This is a genomic window from Vitiosangium sp. GDMCC 1.1324 (assembly GCF_003044305.1).
GTDB lineage: Bacteria > Myxococcota > Myxococcia > Myxococcales > Myxococcaceae > Archangium.
This window is the reverse complement of record NZ_PZOX01000016.1, coordinates 54,523-70,393: the sequence shown is the minus strand read 5'-3', so window position 1 is coordinate 70,393 and position 15,871 is coordinate 54,523. Positions and strand designations below refer to the sequence as shown.

Sequence of the window (15,871 nt, the reverse complement as noted above, 5' to 3'; positions counted from 1 at the left end):
GAGGCCATGCGGATCTTGAGACTCCGGCCCGGCGATAGCTCCACCGTGGTGATCGACGCGAACCAGAACAGCCAGAGCCCGATCATCGTCAACGATGGCCCTGTCGAGAGTCACTTGCGATACGAGCTCGGATTCCTGGATGCCGGAACCCGGATGTACGGGCAGATCTGGACCGGTGGTCCGAACGTGGTCATCCGCTACTACGAGGCGCGTCCTCCGGATGGAGAGCCGATCCCCATCTGCGCCGTGGCGCGCCTGGGGCACGGCCAGATGAAGAAGAGGCCCGGACCCGCCCCGGGAACCGCCGAGCTCGAATTCCCCATCGCGGGCGTCTACATCGTCGACGGCTTCCGCTGAGCGCTCGCCCCTTGCCTGATGGGTACCCGGTCACACCTCGGTGCCCATCACCCTGGCGGCCCAGCGGCGCGTCGAGTCGTCTGCGTTTTTCATCAATGCGTCGAAGCGCCCCGCATGCATCAACTCCACCAATCGCTCGTCCCGTGCGAGGATTTCAGTCGCATCCCAGGGAAAGAGGAGTTCTGTTTCCCCTGATTGCAGGTAGCGCGAATCCGAGACCAGGGCTTCCAGGTAGCGCGAGTAGCTGTCGAAAAACCGGTCCACGTTCGAGGCCACGGGCATCACGTGGGGCCCATCAAATTCATATGTGTTCACCTCCACCACGGGCTGCCTTCCCCACTGATCCGCGAGCCCAGGCACGGTGGCATGTATATAGATATCGCCACCGAAAACAGTCATTGGCTCACCCAGTTCTTCCCACCAACCCTTTCGCCAGGGTTTATTGTTCTCCTCCAACTCATGCACCTGGTCATCGGAGCGATCAAGAACCCACCCTATTCCAATCAACTCCGTAGCGAATGCCGCATACCCCAGACGAGCATAAACACTCGCCAATACCGGATCAAAGGGGACGCCCTCCAACAGGCTTCCTGCCTTCAATGGCTCACGTGCAGGAGGCGAGGTCTCCAGCCTCAGATTCAACCGCTGGCATACTTCCATCAGCCGGTCCAAACCAGGCAGCGCAATAGACCGCTCCATCGTTTTCCCTCCTATTCGAGGCCAGGGAATCGGCCCCGTAACTCGCGCAATGCAGCCTCCCTGGCTTGTTCGGTAGTCTTCAGCGCTCCTGGCGGATCGGTAGCGCGGTGGTACCAGGGCTCGAACTGCCTATCAATGATCTCGGCTGCGCGTCTCACTTCATCCGCGGTTGGGTTGGGACGAGCCTTTCGAAACCTTCCCCACAAGAAGTTGATTTGCTCGTGAACGTACTTCTGCAACATCGCCAGGTTGTCCGCTGCGTTGATGTCTTCAGACGGAAAGAGGTGCGCGTATTGAAGCGGACGCCGATGGTGGATGGGAAGCAACTTGGCCTGCATCTCCATGAGGTTGGCGAACTGAGGATACAGCTCCGCGTAATACGCGCGAGCCGCATCTCGAAGCGCTTTTTTCAGATTCTCATCCAGCGGCTGCTGGATGGCCTGCTCGATGCGGACGAAGAGGCCTCGCAGCGCATTGCGCTCGCTCCGGCTCAGGGCCTGCTCGCCTTCCAGCATCACCTTTTGCCAGAGCTGTTCGAAGGCCGCCCTTTCCTCCTTGGACAGGCGTTTGAGAGCGGTGCGCAACCACCCCGCCGCCACCTCGGGCTCGCGCCCCAACGCCCGCGTCACCCACTCCAAGCCCTCCGTCGCGAAGAAGCCCAGCCCCCTCGCGATGATGCCTCCCACCATCCAGAGAGCCAGTTCCTCCGCCCCCCGCTGCGACAGCCATGCCGAGCCCTCCACCACCCCCTCTCGCCAGCGCAGCAGGGTGGCCTCGTGCATGGACAGGTACCAGCTTGGCCCGGGCGTCTGCACCGCGCGCGCCACCCTCGCGGACTCCACGCGGCCCCGCGCCCACACATCACCCAGCCGGTGCTCGGCTCGCAGCACCACGTGCACCGTGCGCGCGCCCAGCCCCTCGGTGAAGGGCAGCAACACCTGCACCAGGTGTCCCGCCACCTCACCCGCGAGGGGATGAGAGCCTCCTCCCAGCCCCTCGCTCGTGCGCCGCACCTCGCGCAATCGCCACCCGGTGAGCCGGCCGTCCTCCAGTTGCACCTCTAGCTCCACCTGTGCCGCGCCCCCAGCCGACACCTGCACGGCGCTCGCCCACCTGCCGGAGGCCTCGTGGAGGGCGAGGAAGGTTGCGGCCGGGGTGCCTTGCGTGCGCACCGGGAATGTTCGCGCCTCGGCGGGTCGGGCGGATTGGCGCGTGGCGTCGTAGTCCACCGCCCAACGCGCCTCCTCGCGCCGCAGCCTCAGCACCACCTCTCCCGTCCGCCGGCCGACGTACTCGGTGAAGATGCGGCGCAGCACCCGAGCCGGTCCCGCAGGGTCCACTGACCGCCCCGCTCGTCCGCCCCCGCGCTCCTCCAGGAAGCCCACCGGCGTCAGCGCACCCCCTTCCGCCCAGAAGGTGAAGGTCAATACTGCACCCACCTCATCCACCTCGCTGTACAGGCCCACCATCCGCGCCACGGCCCTGTCCATTTCGGCCTCGCGCGCCGCCTCCAGCTCCCGCCCCTCTTGCTGCGCCGCCAGCACCAGCCTCGCCGCCCGGGCCCGCTCCACCCGCTGAGTCCGCGCCCGGATCTGTTCCTCGTGGCGGGTTCCGCCTTCCGGCCCCCACTCCCCCACCGGAGCCTCCTCCGGGATGGGACTCGCTCCGGCACTACCAACACTGCCTGAATCGGATGACTCCTCCACCCACGCAGGCGACGCTGTCATGGAGCCCTGATGCATGAGCGCCTTGTCATGCAAACGCCCCAGATGGCCACCCAACGCCGCTCTCGTGGCGCAGCCCAGCTGGAGAACGAGGAAGACGAGCGCGATGAGAACCCATCCGCCCAACGAGCCGCACAGCCGTGCGCCTACCCGGCGCGGCTCAACAAGACCGGTGGACATGCCGCACCTCTCCTCTAGAGCCCGTGGGCCGCGGATCGTAGCCGAGGCGCGGGAGCGTTACTTCATCGAAGGAACCACAACGGTGTGCTGGGGGTCTTCGCCGCCGGTGTGGCGGGGAGTTCGCTCCAACTCGAGATCGGCAGAGGGCCGAGCACTCGAAGCTGCTGGAGCGGAAGGCTCGTGAAGCCGCCTATGGAGAGCGCACGATCTCGCCCCCGCCCGCGTCGGGGTGGTGCGGCTCGTAGAGGCTCACGCCGGAGACCCTCCACTTGTCGTATTTCGCGTTGCGCGCGAGGAAGGTCTCCAGGTCCTCGTCCACCACCCGGCCGTTGCCGTCGGCGCCGCGCCGCGCGTGCCGCAGCCAGGTCCTCTTGCCCTTCTGCACCACGAAGCCCAGGTGCGTCACCCGCGTAGCCTTCAGCGGCAGATCCTCCCGCAGCACCACGAGAATGGTGCCCGAGGGAACCTTGCGCGCGCGCTCCAACACCCGGTCCAGCGGAATCATGTCCAGGCTGTACGTCCCCCGCGGCTGATGCGCCTTGGACAGCCCCAGCGACACCGAGGAGCGCGACGTCCACGTCAGCGCGGTGAGCGTCTTCTGCACGCGCACCGTGTCCTCACCTCCGTAGCGCCTCGTCACATCCACCACGAAGCCCTTGCGCTGGTTGTTGGGCAGCCACTGGGCCTCCATCAGGTGGTTGCGATCCTCGTAGCTGGGCGTGCTCGCGTAACGCAGTTGCTCGAGAATCCCCGGCACCTCGGACTCGGAGTGGGCCAGGCTCATGGCCAGCGCCTGCTCCACGAAGGTGAGGCAGTCCACCGCGTCCAGCCGGAAGGTCGGATCCGGATCCACCCCACTCCCCTCCCCCAGCGGCGAGTGGACATAGGGAGTCCCCAGGAAGCGCTCGCTCACCCGCAGCAGCCGCTCACTCAGCGGGAGGCTCGCGTCCTGGGTGATGACGGTGGCTCGCTCCTGAGGGCTGAGCGAGGCCCAGACCACCACCGGCTCCGTGGCCTTGTTGCGCGGCGCGCCGGGCATGGCCGGAGCCGGCGAGGCCCCCATGGCGGGCGTGTGGGCGAGCAGCGTGGAGATGAGCGCGAGTGCCTTCATTTCACCATTCCCGCCTTCCGGAGGATGGCCTTGCGCTCGTCGTCCGCGAGGTGAAGCGGCTCCAGTTCCTTCTCGTAGACGAGCTTCTCCTCGCCCTTGGCGTTCCACGAGGCGAGCACCAGCCACGACAGCATCGTCTTGTCGCCCCCCTGGTAGAGGATGCGCGCCGCGCCGGCCGCGAGCGTCCTGTCCTTGTCCTCCAGCAGCGGACGGAGCGCGGGCTCGGACTGCTTCACGGGCAGCCCCTCGAAGAGGGCCAGGCCCTGGCGGCGCACCAGCTTGTCCTCCGCGGAAAGCAGCTTGCGCGCGAAGGAGAACCCCTCGGGAGCCCCCAGCAGGCACAGCCCCCGTGCGGCGGCGAAGCGGGTGCTCTCCGAGCTGTCATCCAGGAAGGCCTTCAGGGCCGGCGCCTGCTTCTTGTCACCCGCGGCCCCCACCGCCTCCAGCAACATCACGCGCGTCTGCGGATCCGTCTCCGTCTGCGCCGAGGTGAGCAGCACCTTGCCCACCTTGGGGTTGTGGGTGGCCCCCAGGGCCCGCGCCACCTCCCGGCGCACCCCGAGCGACTTGTCCTCCAGCAACGGCAGCAACACGTCGACGCGCTGGCTGCGCAGCTTGCCCAGGCCCTGCACGGCGTACATGCGCACCGCCCCGTCCTCATGCTGGGCGAGCCTCAACAGGTTGGGCTCGGCCACGCGCGTCTCCAGCCCGGCCAGCACCGCCGTCACGTCCCTCAGCCGCCGGGGCTCCAGCACCCCAGGGAGGGCCGTGGCGATGAGACTCGCCGCATACTCCTCCTCCCGGAGGATGCGCAGGCGGGAGATGGCGGTGGGCACCGGCAGGCTCCCTCCCAGCACCTGCTCGACGAGCCCGCGCGTCTCCCCCCGGCGCTCCAGGCGCTTCTGGACGGACGGCGGGGCGGCCTGGACGGCCGGGGTGGTGAGTGCGAGGACGAGCAGCAGGCAGGCGGGCAAGGTGCGCACGGCCCACCACGATGACAAGCCCCGAGCGAGGCTGTCAAAATCCCGGATCGGGCCCGCTCCCTACCTCGGGTCCATCCTACTGCCCGATTCTTGACCCTCCCCGACGCGATTGATACGACCGGACCCAGTGTCTTCCAGCCCTTATCCCGAGGCTCCTCCCATGAAGCGACTCCTGGTATTGGTGGCTGCGGCGGGAGCCCTCGCCGGATGCGGCCCCCTGAAGTCCACCTCGCACCTGCTGGACGCCGAAGTGCAGATCCAGGCGGCCCGCACCGCCGGTGCCGAAAAACTGGCCCCCTACGAGTGGACGGCCGCCAACCTCTACATCCACAAGGCCCGGGAGGAGGTCAGCTACTCCGACTACCAGGCCGGCGTGGACTTCGCCGAGAAGGCCTCCCGCTACGCCAACGAGGCCCGTGAGAAGGCCATCGCCGTGGCCAACGCCAACGCCACCGGCGGCGACGACTCCTCCTCCAGCCCCAACCCCTGACGCGAGAGCACCCTACCGATGCGACGTCTCTTCGCCTCCTCGTTGCTCCTGCTCTGCGCCGCCTGTGTGAGCGGTAACAAGGTCCGTGCGGACTCCGAGGTCATCCAGGCCGACATCGAGCGCGCCCGCCGCAGCGGCGCCATGCGCTGTGCCCCGGTGGAGCTCGCCACCGCCGAGGCCAACCTCGACTTTGCTCGCGGCGAGCTCAGCCAGGGCACCAGCTACCGCGCCTCCGAGCACATCCGCACCGCCGAGTCCTCCATCAAGAAGGCGCTGGAGCTCTCCAAGAGCTGCGCGCCCCAGAAGGTGCTCGTCAAGGACAGGCAGGAGCCCACCGGCCCCCGCCAGCCGGATCAGCAGCAGACGCAGGTGGAGATCACTCCCACCAAGCCGCCCCCGCAGCAGGTGGTGGTGCAGATCGAGGAGAAGGACTCCGACGGCGACGGCATCCTCGACAAGGACGACCCCTGCCCGGACCGCCCCGAGGATCGCGACGGCTTCGAGGACGCGGACGGCTGCCCCGAGCCCGACAACGACAAGGACGGGGTGCTGGACGGCAACGACAAGTGCCCGCTGACCCCCGGCCCGCTCTCCAACCAGGGCTGCCCCGAGGAGGCGCCCGGGGACAGCGACGGCGACGGCATCCCCGACAACGTGGACAAGTGCCGCGACCAGCCCGAGGACAAGGACGGCTTCGAGGACTCGGACGGCTGCCCGGATCCGGACAATGATCAGGACGGCCTCATCGACACGGCGGACAAGTGCCCCAACGCCGCCGGCCCCATCCAGAACATGGGCTGCCCGCGCACCGACAAGGACGGCGACGGCGTCGAGGACTCGCTGGACAAGTGCCCGGACGAGCCCGAGGACAAGGACGGCTTCCAGGACGAGGACGGCTGCCCGGACCTGGACAACGATGCCGACGGCATCCCGGATGGTCTGGACCGCTGCCCGCTGAAGGCCGGCCCGCTGGAGAACGCCGGCTGCCCCGACGACGACAAGGACGGCGACGGCGTGGTGGACCGCCAGGATCTCTGCCCCGACCAGCCCGGCATCAAGGAGATGCGCGGCTGCCCGGATCCCGACAAGGACAATGACGGCCTGCCGGATCGGCTCGACATGTGCCCGGAGCAGGCCGGTCCCAAGGACACGCGCGGCTGCCCCGACGAGGACAAGGACGGCGATGGCCTGGTGGACCGTCTGGACGTGTGCCCGGATCAGGCCGGTCCCAAGGAGATGCGCGGCTGCCCGGATCCCGACCGCGACAACGACGGGATTCCCGACCGCGTGGACGTGTGCCCGGACGAGCCCGGCGTGAAGGACGAGCGCGGGTGCGCAAAGAAGTACAAGATGGTGGTCGTCAAGAAGGAGAAGATCGAGATCAAGAAGCAGATCAAGTTCGCGGCCGGCTCGGCGAAGATCATCGGCAAGGAGAGCTTCACCATCCTCGACGATGTGGCGCAGGTGCTCCGCGACATGCCCACCATCAAGAAGCTGCGCGTCGAGGGCCACACGGACTCGCTGGGCAAGGACCTGACCAACCTGAAGCTGTCACAGGCCCGCGCGGACTCGGTGATGGCGCAGCTCATCAAGCGCGGCGTGGACCCGGGCCGGCTGGAGGCCGTGGGCTACGGTGAGGAGAAGCCCATCGCCAACAACGGGACGGCGAAGGGCCGCGCGGAGAACCGCCGCACCGAGTTCAACATCGCCGACTAGTAACCCCCTCCCCCACCGGGAGGGCCGAAGAGAGGGTGCCGCGAGCCTCCGGGCCGCGAGCACCCTCTTCCTTTTGGGGAGGACCCACCCGCCGGAGGAGCCAGGGGCGCGCTCGCCACCAGGGCCCAGCAGTACTTCAGGGCCCAGGACCCGGTCTGGCAACGCCCGAGGTCCAGAAAACGACGAAAGCCGGACTCGCGGTGGCGGGGGCCACGCGAATCCGGCTCGGAGCACAGCGGCCAGAAGCCGCCAGCCACTAGCGCATGTTGTTGATGACGCTCATCGCGATCTCGTTCAGCTTCTTCAGCGTGTTCGAGACGAACGCGACGGTCTCCTGCTGCTGCTGGAGCTTGAGCTGAGCCTCCATGCGGGTGCGGTCCGCGCCCTCGAGGCCGGCCAGCAGGTCCTGGTTGATGCCCTGGTTGAAGGTGGCGGTGGAGGCGCTGCGGATGGCGTTCAGCGAGTCGTTGGTGATGCCCATGGCGGTCTCTCCGGAGGAGGAAGGTGGTTTGGAAGCGGGGTGCGAAGCTGCCTACACCTGGATTATCGGTGGGGGCCGCCGGGAGTTTCCTCCTCATTTTCCGGCCCATTTTTGGGGGCTCAGGGAGCCTTGCCACCCGCGGCCGGCGGAGGCTCGGGGGGCTTCGCCGCAGGTGCCAGCTTCCGCAACACCCGCTCGAGGTGCTGCTGGTAGGCGGGATGCACCTTCCCGGTCTTGATGCCCCGCTCGAGGGCGCGCTTGTAGCTGTTGAGCGCCGCATCCAGTTGGCCCGCGGCCTCCAGCGCCTCGCCCAGGCTGTCGGAGGCGTTGGCTGAATCGGGGTGCCACTCGAGGTTCCGCCGGAAGACGGCGATGGCGGCCTCCGCCTTCCCACTCCCCAGCAACTGGTACCCCATGACGTTGACCGGATCCTCGGCCGGCCGGAGCTCGTAGCCCAGTTGCTTCGCCAGCCTGGCGTACTGCGCCTCCACCTTCGCCAGATCGCCGGAACGCATCAGCGGCTCGGAGATCCGCCAGTCCACGAAGAGGGCCTCCAGTCCGTCGTAGAGCGTCCGGAGGGGCGTGCTGGCGTGGTGGTCGTCCTCGAGGAAGGAGTAGTGCCACCTGAGCCGCTCCGGCCTGGCCTGCTCGAACGTCCGCGCGAGCTGCTGGATGGGCTTCAGCATGTCGTCCCCCTCGTTCCCCATGCTCATGTAGAGGAAACGCTCCTGGGGAGGCAGTTGCTCGAGGGACTTCACCGCGCCACTCACGAGCTCGCCGTTGTTCCACCAGAGGCTCGGGCTGATGGCGATGTACGCATGGAAGCTCCGCGGGTGGTTCATCAGGGTGTGTACGGCGAACAGCCCGCCGAACGAGTGCCCCACGAGGACGCGGTACGGCCGCGTGCGGTAGCGCGCCTCGATGTGGGGAGCCAACTCCTCCTCCAGGAAGCGCAGGAACCGTTCCGCGCCTCCAGCATTGGGGATCGATTCCTCGACGCTCCTCGGGGAGCCGGGCACCTGGGTGTTCCCATGGACGGGTGGAGTGAGATCCCTCGCGCGGACGGTGTTCGGCACCCCCACCACGATCATCTGGGGGATGCGCATGCTCTCGGCGAGGAACTGCACGACGCCCGTGGCGGAATGGAAGTGCGCATCACCATCCAGGAGGTAGAGGACGGGGTAGCGCTCCGAGGAGGTCTCGTACCCCGGCGGCAGGTAAACGAAGAAGCCGCGCTCCTCTCCGAGGATGGAGGAGCGGAGGCTGTACTTCATCCCGAGGGTGATGGGCACGCCCTTCTGCGGAGAGGCAGCGTCCGCCCGAGAAGGCATGGACAGGACCGAGGCGAGGAGGAGCACGACACCAGGCAGGAAGAGTCGGCGCATGGGGAGTCACGCTACCACCGCCCGTGCCGCGCTCTCGCGGCACCACCACCCGGGAGACCTGTCACCCGCCGAGGTGTCAGGCCCAGAGCTCCCCAGAGAGCGAGTCCACCAGGGAGGCAGCGACCTCCGGTGCGGGCATTCCGGCCTCCGTGACGAGCGCGGCCTCCAGAGGCACGGCCACCTCCTCGCGCAATGTGGCCACGGCCGCTCTCTGCGCATCACGCAGGGCCTCGCACCCGGTGGCGGAGAGCTGCTCCCGCGCCCACCGGTCAATGGCCCAGGACAGATCGGCGTGCCGGGTCTCGTCCTCGGCGATGCGCGCCATGACGCGGCGCACTTCCGCGTCACGCGCGTTCAGCGCCTGGTGGTGAGCCACGAGGGCCCCGAACGTCTCCCGCACGCAGCCCTCGACAGCGTTGTCCAGCGCCACCTCGAAGAGGGAGCGCAGGGGCAGCGTCTCCACCTCGGGCCGCCGCGGCGTCGCCCCGAAGCGGTGGGCGAGCCGTGTGCTGACGTCCGTGTGCATCACCTCCTCCAGTGCGCTCAGCAGCGCCGCGTCCTGCAACGCGACGTCCGCCCCGAGCAAGGCCAGCTCCTCGCGCAGCCGCAGGAAGGCATGGATGGAGGCCGCCTCCAGGTGCGCGACCTCGGCGAAGTGACGGCCCAGCGCGTCCGCGCATGAGACCCCTTCCGAGGCACGCAACCCCGCGGGCCGCCGGCCGACGGCGCAGCCCGGCGAGCCCCGCTCGATGACGGCGCTACGCACCTCCTTCACCTCGCCGGAGGCGGACACCTCCAGGACGAACTGCGTCACCGCCGTGTTGGCACCGCAGGCGAAGCCGCGGGTGGCGATGACGTTGAAACCACCGTGGGTGTTCGCCTTCACCGCGCCGCGCTCCAGGCGGCCGCAGGTCAGGTCGTACCCTGAGGCGAAAGCGAGCAGCACGGCCTCCTGCGCCGTGTCGATGGTGCCCAGGAGGCCCTTGAGCGCCTCCAACGACGTGTGGGCCGACACCTCATCTCCCCGCGTCGTCGCGAGGTAGTACTCCGTGCAGATGTCGGTGCAGGAGAGACGGAAGCCGTGCTGCGAGGTGAGCGCGCGCAGGGCGGATTCGCAGGTGTCCTTGCTGGAAGCCGTCGCGCAGGCCGTGCCCGAGGAAGCCCCCACCGTCTCGGTCACCTGGCCCATGCCCGGCGACGAGAAGAGTGTCCGCAATTGAACGAAGTCCACCGGTGACGCGGGTGACAGCCCACTCACCGCGAGCAACCCATTCTCACAAGCTGGAGCGGAGTAGCCCGTCAGGTCCGCGCCGCCACAGCCGGCAAGCACCAACGGCGAAGCGAGTGAGGCACGCAGGGCGCGAGCGAAGAGGCGGCGCAGCAGGGGCGAGTCCATGGATGGCTCCGGTGGAAATGAGGAACAGGTCCGAGGAGCAACGCGAATGCCATGACCTTCGCGCCGCGAGCCCCGAGCGGCAGGCGCCGGGAGAGCGCGCTCACGACGCCCCATCGGGCTCAGAAACCTGAGGGTCGGCCTCGACAACCTGGCAGGCGGGCCGCCCCGCGAAGCGCGAAGAGTCTTCCGCACCGTTGAGAGGCGAGCCATGAAGGCGAGCGGGGCGGCGGCAATGCCAGACGCGCGTTGCTCTTCTACGCGTATGCCTGGGCGCTCCATGTCCATGGCCGCGACCGCAAGGCTCAATCACAAATCAACCAAGTGCTGAAGATGGGAGCCCGTCACCCCATCTTCCAGCCACACACCCGCGAGGACGTTGGCGGGAGGACACGGGCCATGCCGCGCCCCCGCCCATGAGAGAAGGTCAGTCTCCAGGCCATGCTCGGCCACATGGCGGAGATGCACCTGGACGCGGGCTCGAGGGGCAGCGAGCGTGCCTCCCCGAGGCCATCGTCATCCTGGCGGTGATGGGAGCCCCCCTGGTTCCGGGTCCCGAAGCGACCTCAGGGCTGGAGCTGCGCCGTCGCGCAGGCGCTCGAGTAGGCCCCCTCGCAGATCTGCGCGGTGGTCCAGAACCCATCCGCGATCACGGTGCTCTTCACATTGTCCTTCGTCACGCTCTGGGCGGGCAGGAGGATGGACGGCACGTCCTTGGTGCCATTGTTCACCTTGCCGTTCACCCGGCCCGCCGGCAGCTTGCCCTCGCGCAGGAGCGCCACCGCGACCTCGGCGGCGATCTCCCCCTCCTGCTTGATGGCCTTGTAGACGGTCATGTACTGCTCGCCGGAGAGGACGCGCTGGATGGCGGCCAGCTCGGCGTCCTGGCCCGTGACGGGCGGCAGCGGGCTGATACCGGCCGCCTTCATCGCCGCGATGGCCCCACTGGCCGTGCCGTCATTGGCCGCGTACACGCCGACGATCTTGTCCTTGCCGAGCGCGGTGATGGCCTGCTCCATCTGCTGTTGCGCCTTGTCCGGGCTCCAGTCGGGGGTGTCGTACTCGGCGCCCACCTTCAGGCCACTGCCATCGATCACGCTGTGCGATCCGGACTTGTAGAGCTTCGCGTTGTTGTCGGTGGGCGAGCCATGGATCATCACGATGGTGCCGGTGCCCTTGCCATCCGCCTTCAGCTTGTCGTGCAGGGCCTGGGCCTGGAGCCGGCCCACCTGCTCGTTGTCGAAGGAGATGTAGTAGTCCACGTCCGCGTTGAGGATGAGGCGCTCGTAGCTGATGACCGGTACCTTGGACTGCCGGGCGCGCACCACGATGGCGGCCGCCGAGGCCGAGTCCACCGGATCCAGCACGATGATCTGCGCGCCGTTGGCCAGTGCCGCCTCGGCCTGGTTCTGCTGTTTCGAAGCGTCCTGGTCGGCGTTGCTATAGAGGATCTGACAGTCCGCGCACAGTTCCTTCACCTTGCGCTCGAAGTGGGGGCGGTCATGGGTCTCATAGCGCGCGGTCTTCGACTCCGGCAGCAGCAGGGCGATCTTCCCGCCCGAGGCAGCTCCACCCGCCGCCGGAGCCGCATTGCTCTTCGCCTCGGTGTTGTCACGCTTGCAGGCCGGCGCCACGAGCATCAGCGCCGCGAGCATTCCCACGGTGCGAATACGAGACATCGATGAACGCATATCCACCCGTCCTTCTCCGATGAGAGGGTCCCCTCATGGGACCGGGGTGCATCCTGCGGTTCGTCTTGGAGATGCGACAACTTTTTCTTCACTCGTGGTGAACACCTGGAGATGGGCGAGAAAGATCTCGCCTGCCAGTAACCCAGAGGCATCGCGGCAGGAGCAATGACATCTCCGCGACCACCACTTGGGAATGAGCGGCCCGGGGTGACTGCGTCAGCCGTCCTTCAACAGCTCGTGGAGGACCTCGGTGGCGTAGGAGCCCTTGGGCAGCTCGAAGCTGAGCACCAGGTCCTCCCCATCCACCTCCAGCGAGGGGCTCCCGAGCCGCACCCGGTAGGGTCTGCGCCCTCCCTGGGTCTCGTCGCCACCGCGCCGGAAGTCGTCCAGCGTCACGCCCTCGTCGGCGAGCAGCTTCGCCTCGGCCTCGGCCACGGAGTGGGCGGCCGCGGTCATCTTCGGCCCGAAGAGAGGTCCAGCCGGGCTCACCTCGAAGGCGGCCGCGCGGGGCCCATCCACCTCGGGCGCCTCGCAGACGAAGAGGCCGCCCGAGTCCTCACGGCGCAGCACGTCCCCCAGGAGCACCGTGTCGAAGGTGCCCGCGCGCAGCCGGTCCACGAGGGCCCGGTTGAAGAGGCGGGACTGGAAGGCCGACAGGTACAGCTTGCGCTGGAACTTGTCGGGGCGGCGCGGCAGCCGCTGGCCCAGCACCAACAGGCGGCCGAAATCCGCGTTGTCGCCCTCGCGCCCGAAGCGCTGGTCGCCGAAGTAGTTGGGCACGCCCCGAGCGCCCAGCCGGGTGAAGCTCTCGCGCGCCGCGCCCACGTCCTTCACGCCCCGCAGGCGCAGCCGGAAGCGGTTCCCCTTGAGGTGCCCGGTGCGCAGCTTGTTGCCATGGCGCCGGGTCCACAGCACGCGCACGCCGTCCAGGGCGAAGTCCGCAACGCGCGCCTCGGCCTTCGCGGGCACGGAGAGGAGCTGGCGGGTGATGGCCTGCCGGTCCTTCATGCCCGCCACGCCCACGTCACCCTCGTCCACGCCCAGCGCGGTGGCCAGGGCCCGCACCACCTCGCGGGTGTCCCGGCCGCGCTTCTCCACCCAGAGGTAGAGGTGCTCCCCCTCCCCCGACGGCTGGTAGGCGGGCAGCTCCTCCACCTCGAAGTCCTCGGGGACGAGCTTGAAGGCGCCGCCGCATCCCGGCACGTCCTCGGTCAACCGGGGTCTGTCCGCGCTCATGTCAGGACCCGCCGAGCGTGGCGAGCATGTCCTTTACGCGCCTGGCGAGGTCCTCGTCCGCACGCGACTCGAGCAGCTCTCCCGCCTGGAAGAGGAGGAAGAACATCACGTCGCTGAGCGCCTGCCGGAAGGAGACCAGCGGCTCCGGACCCAGCGCGACCCGGTGCTGCTCGTAGGCCTCCACCAGCCGCATGTCCGGCAGGCTTCCATCCGGCGCGAAGGCCAGCCCCGCCAGCACCGGCGACGAGGACAGCGCCTGTCCCGACAGCGCGGCGTTGGCCGAGGCGATGAACTCGCGCGCCAGGCCCTGCTTGGACACCTCGGAGGCGATCTCCCGGAAGATGCGGTTGAAGACGCGCACCACCTCGCGCACGTCCACCACCGGGGGCGGAATCGGCGGCTGGGTGATGGCGCGCAGCCCCGACTGCGAGTGGCGCACCGTCGGGATGCCCGTGGAGGACGGGCGCACCACGGGAATCCCCATGAACGTCTTGGGACGCACCGCGGGGATGCCGGACAGGGACTGCGCCGTGCCTCCCAGGGGCTTGTCGGACAACTGCACGAAGCCGCCCTCCAGCAGGCCGTAGACGACCTTGGTGACGTCGAACTCGGACAGCCGGGAGGCCTGCCCCAGGTCCAGCAGCGTGCGCCGGCCATCCACCAGGGCCAGCACCTTGTCCTCGTCCGCCTCCAGCTTGGCGTTCGTCTGGCCCTTGCGCAGCACGTAGAGGCGGCTGTGGGGGATGCGCTTGCGGAAGTGCGCCAGCTCGTCGATCTTCCGGATGCTGTCCATCAGCAGGCTCTGCGTCGACAGCTGGATGTTGTGGCCGAGCTTGTCCTCCACCGGCTGGTCGATGAGGAAGAAGCTGCCCTCCCGGCACAGGACGATGGCGTGGAAGATCTCACTCACCTGGTGGGTGACGCACCGGAAGAGATCATGCGCCTGCAGCAGGCCCCGCTCCACCAGGGCGCGGCCAATCTTGGAGGGCGGGTGCTCGCGCAGCACGGTCTCCAGCTGGGGGCGGTCCAGGTAGCCCAACCGCACGAGCACCTCTCCGAGCCGGTCCGCCGCCACGTCCGAGGTCGCCCCGCGCACCTCGCCATCGCGCATGAGGACCGAGCGCTCGCCACCGGGCGCCTGCACGCGGACGACGCCGTTCCAGCGCGACTGGCTGAGGAAGGCGATGAGGTCCGACAACGGGAAGCCGGACGCATCCCCGGAGAGCACCACGCGCGGGGCGGAGAGCGAGCCGCCCTCGGCCGGGGAGCGGGAGAAGACGAGCAGATCCGGCGAGGTGGGCTGCAGCACGTACGAGCCCGTGCGGCCCGCGAGCACGGGGGGCTGCTGCTGCTGGGGGGCCCCCTGCCGTTCGTCGGGAACGAGCTGGACGCCGTCGATGCGGAAGCGCTGGCTCATGACACCGTCAGTCGGCAGCCCAGGCGTTGCCGTTGGAGCGCCACTCGATTTCGTCTTCCAGGGTGTGGCTGAGCGCGTCGTCGGTCAGGCCCATCTCGGCGGAGTAGGAGCGGCCGTTGAAGAAGAGGCTGGGCGTGCCGTGGATGTTCGCCGCGTTGCCCATGGACTTGTACTTCTCCACCTCCTGGGCGTAGGTGCCGGCCTGGAGCGTCTTCTGCAGCTCCGCGCCCTTGAGTCCGAGCTTGTTGGCGAGCTCCACGATCTTCGCGGGGGACAGGCTCTGGGCGTTCTCGAAGAGCGCGTCGTGCATCTCCCAGTACTTGCCCTGGTCGCGAGCCCACATGGCCGCCTGGCCGGCGGGAATGGCGTTGGGGTGCATGGGCAGCGGGAAGGGGACGGCGCAGAAGCGCAGCTTGCTGGGGTTCTTCTTGGCGAAGGCCTCGATGAGCGGGCGGGCCTTGCCGCAGTAGGGGCACTCGAAGTCGAAGAACTCCACCAGCGTCACCGGGGCCTTGGCGTCCCCCATGCACATGCGCGGGTCCACCTCGAACGTCTGCCGGTGCGCGCGGAAGGAGGAGTAGTACTCGGAGAGGGCGACGATGATGTCCGTGGCCGGCACTCCGGCGGAGGCATGCCGGGCGGCGAGCCGGGCCATGCGCTTCGCATGCGAGCAGGTGGTGTGGCCCTTGAGGCACTGGCCCAGGGTGTGGGGGCAGCCGCAGTAGCAGAACTCGTCGGTGAAGACGGTGGACAGCTCGCGCTGCGCGGCGGGCGGCAGCGCGGAGAAGTCCATGCCCGGGATGCCAGAGAGGACCTGGGCCCCGGAGGCCGGAGCGGCCGCCGGCTGTGGAGCCGGAGCGGGGGTGGAAGGCTTCGGCGCGGCGGGCGGAGCCGGCTCGGCCGCCTCGGAGTTCTTGGAACAGGCGGAGGCCGTCAGCGCCAGGGTGAGCGCCAGGAGGACACGGTTGCGGCGGTCGGGGAGCACGGCGGCGGTCTTAGCCATGCGCG

At 68.6% G+C, this 15,871-nt stretch carries 14 protein-coding genes; 3 read left to right on the top strand and 11 right to left on the bottom strand.

Translation table 11 applies throughout. The features are described 5' to 3' along the window. Positions 1-6 precede the first annotated feature (6 nt). On the top strand, positions 7-357 hold the full coding sequence (locus tag DAT35_RS37135; protein ID WP_233261945.1) for a hypothetical protein: 351 nt from the start codon (positions 7-9) through the stop codon (positions 355-357). Positions 358-387: 30 nt separating this feature from the next. Here DAT35_RS37135 and DAT35_RS37130 read toward each other — a convergent pair whose 3' ends face one another. The 4 genes from DAT35_RS37130 to DAT35_RS37110 all read right to left on the bottom strand — a co-directional run bounded on the left by DAT35_RS37130 (position 388) and on the right by DAT35_RS37110 (position 5,054). Further along, positions 388-1,056, bottom strand: a complete 669-nt coding sequence (locus DAT35_RS37130; RefSeq protein ID WP_108074009.1) for a hypothetical protein — start codon at positions 1,054-1,056, stop codon at positions 388-390. Between the two features lie 11 nt (positions 1,057-1,067). Then, positions 1,068-2,960 carry a hypothetical protein gene (locus tag DAT35_RS37125; protein ID WP_146210053.1) on the bottom strand — a complete coding sequence of 631 codons (1,893 nt, stop codon included), beginning with the start codon at positions 2,958-2,960 and terminating at the stop codon, positions 1,068-1,070. A gap of 190 nt (positions 2,961-3,150) precedes the next feature. Continuing rightward, positions 3,151-4,071: an N-acetylmuramoyl-L-alanine amidase-like domain-containing protein gene (locus DAT35_RS37115; protein WP_108074006.1), complete on the bottom strand. Its 921-nt coding sequence runs from the start codon at positions 4,069-4,071 to the stop codon at positions 3,151-3,153. Further along, on the bottom strand, positions 4,068-5,054 hold the full coding sequence (locus DAT35_RS37110; protein ID WP_199243108.1) for a HEAT repeat domain-containing protein: 987 nt from the start codon (positions 5,052-5,054) through the stop codon (positions 4,068-4,070). Before DAT35_RS37110 ends, DAT35_RS37115 begins: the two co-directional genes overlap by 4 nt. A gap of 160 nt (positions 5,055-5,214) precedes the next feature. Between DAT35_RS37110 and DAT35_RS37105 the strand changes: the two genes are divergently transcribed. Next, positions 5,215-5,544 (top strand): DUF4398 domain-containing protein, encoded by a 330-nt coding sequence (locus DAT35_RS37105; protein ID WP_108074004.1) that lies wholly within the window; start codon positions 5,215-5,217, stop codon positions 5,542-5,544. An 18-nt stretch (positions 5,545-5,562) separates the two neighbouring features. Then, positions 5,563-7,260, top strand: coding sequence for an OmpA family protein (locus tag DAT35_RS37100; protein WP_108074003.1), 1,698 nt, complete (start codon positions 5,563-5,565; stop codon positions 7,258-7,260). Between the two features lie 256 nt (positions 7,261-7,516). Here DAT35_RS37100 and DAT35_RS37095 read toward each other — a convergent pair whose 3' ends face one another. The 7 genes from DAT35_RS37095 to DAT35_RS37065 all read right to left on the bottom strand — a co-directional run bounded on the left by DAT35_RS37095 (position 7,517) and on the right by DAT35_RS37065 (position 15,866). Beyond that, the gene (locus DAT35_RS37095; protein ID WP_108068934.1) at positions 7,517-7,741 is read right to left on the bottom strand and encodes a hypothetical protein; all 225 of its coding nucleotides are present in this window, start codon (positions 7,739-7,741) and stop codon (positions 7,517-7,519) included. A gap of 119 nt (positions 7,742-7,860) precedes the next feature. Continuing rightward, a complete protein-coding gene (locus DAT35_RS37090) occupies positions 7,861-9,126 on the bottom strand; it encodes an alpha/beta fold hydrolase (protein WP_108074002.1) in 1,266 nt (421 codons plus the stop codon). A gap of 76 nt (positions 9,127-9,202) precedes the next feature. Continuing rightward, positions 9,203-10,522 (bottom strand): ferritin-like domain-containing protein, encoded by a 1,320-nt coding sequence (locus DAT35_RS37085; protein WP_108074001.1) that lies wholly within the window; start codon positions 10,520-10,522, stop codon positions 9,203-9,205. 563 nt (positions 10,523-11,085) lie between these two features. Continuing rightward, a complete protein-coding gene (locus tag DAT35_RS37080; protein ID WP_233261944.1) occupies positions 11,086-12,198 on the bottom strand; it encodes a sugar ABC transporter substrate-binding protein in 1,113 nt (370 codons plus the stop codon). Between the two features lie 228 nt (positions 12,199-12,426). Then, entirely contained in the window at positions 12,427-13,446 is a 1,020-nt protein-coding gene (truD, locus tag DAT35_RS37075) for a tRNA pseudouridine(13) synthase TruD (RefSeq protein ID WP_108073999.1), read from the bottom strand. A 1-nt stretch (position 13,447) separates the two neighbouring features. Then, the gene (locus tag DAT35_RS37070; protein WP_199243107.1) at positions 13,448-14,863 is read right to left on the bottom strand and encodes a DUF4388 domain-containing protein; all 1,416 of its coding nucleotides are present in this window, start codon (positions 14,861-14,863) and stop codon (positions 13,448-13,450) included. A gap of 7 nt (positions 14,864-14,870) precedes the next feature. Further along, positions 14,871-15,866: a thioredoxin domain-containing protein gene (locus tag DAT35_RS37065; RefSeq protein WP_108073997.1), complete on the bottom strand. Its 996-nt coding sequence runs from the start codon at positions 15,864-15,866 to the stop codon at positions 14,871-14,873. Positions 15,867-15,871: the final 5 nt, after the last annotated feature.

Bases quoted from the DNA above. Each gene is read 5' to 3' on its own strand.
- DAT35_RS37105 (WP_108074004.1), top strand. From the start codon at position 5,215: ATGAAGCGACTCCTGGTATTGGTGGCTGCGGCGGGAGCCCTCGCCGGA.
- DAT35_RS37100 (WP_108074003.1), top strand. From the start codon at position 5,563: ATGCGACGTCTCTTCGCCTCCTCGTTGCTCCTGCTCTGCGCCGCCTGT.
- DAT35_RS37085 (WP_108074001.1), bottom strand. From the start codon at position 10,522: ATGGACTCGCCCCTGCTGCGCCGCCTCTTCGCTCGCGCCCTGCGTGCC.
- DAT35_RS37135 (WP_233261945.1), top strand. From the start codon at position 7: ATGCGGATCTTGAGACTCCGGCCCGGCGATAGCTCCACCGTGGTGATC.
- DAT35_RS37090 (WP_108074002.1), bottom strand. From the start codon at position 9,126: ATGCGCCGACTCTTCCTGCCTGGTGTCGTGCTCCTCCTCGCCTCGGTC.
- DAT35_RS37125 (WP_146210053.1), bottom strand. From the start codon at position 2,960: ATGTCCACCGGTCTTGTTGAGCCGCGCCGGGTAGGCGCACGGCTGTGC.
- DAT35_RS37080 (WP_233261944.1), bottom strand. From the start codon at position 12,198: ATGTCTCGTATTCGCACCGTGGGAATGCTCGCGGCGCTGATGCTCGTG.
- DAT35_RS37065 (WP_108073997.1), bottom strand. From the start codon at position 15,866: ATGGCTAAGACCGCCGCCGTGCTCCCCGACCGCCGCAACCGTGTCCTC.
- DAT35_RS37070 (WP_199243107.1), bottom strand. From the start codon at position 14,863: ATGAGCCAGCGCTTCCGCATCGACGGCGTCCAGCTCGTTCCCGACGAA.
- DAT35_RS37095 (WP_108068934.1), bottom strand. From the start codon at position 7,741: ATGGGCATCACCAACGACTCGCTGAACGCCATCCGCAGCGCCTCCACC.
- DAT35_RS37115 (WP_108074006.1), bottom strand. From the start codon at position 4,071: ATGAAGGCACTCGCGCTCATCTCCACGCTGCTCGCCCACACGCCCGCC.
- DAT35_RS37130 (WP_108074009.1), bottom strand. From the start codon at position 1,056: ATGGAGCGGTCTATTGCGCTGCCTGGTTTGGACCGGCTGATGGAAGTA.
- truD (WP_108073999.1), bottom strand. From the start codon at position 13,446: ATGAGCGCGGACAGACCCCGGTTGACCGAGGACGTGCCGGGATGCGGC.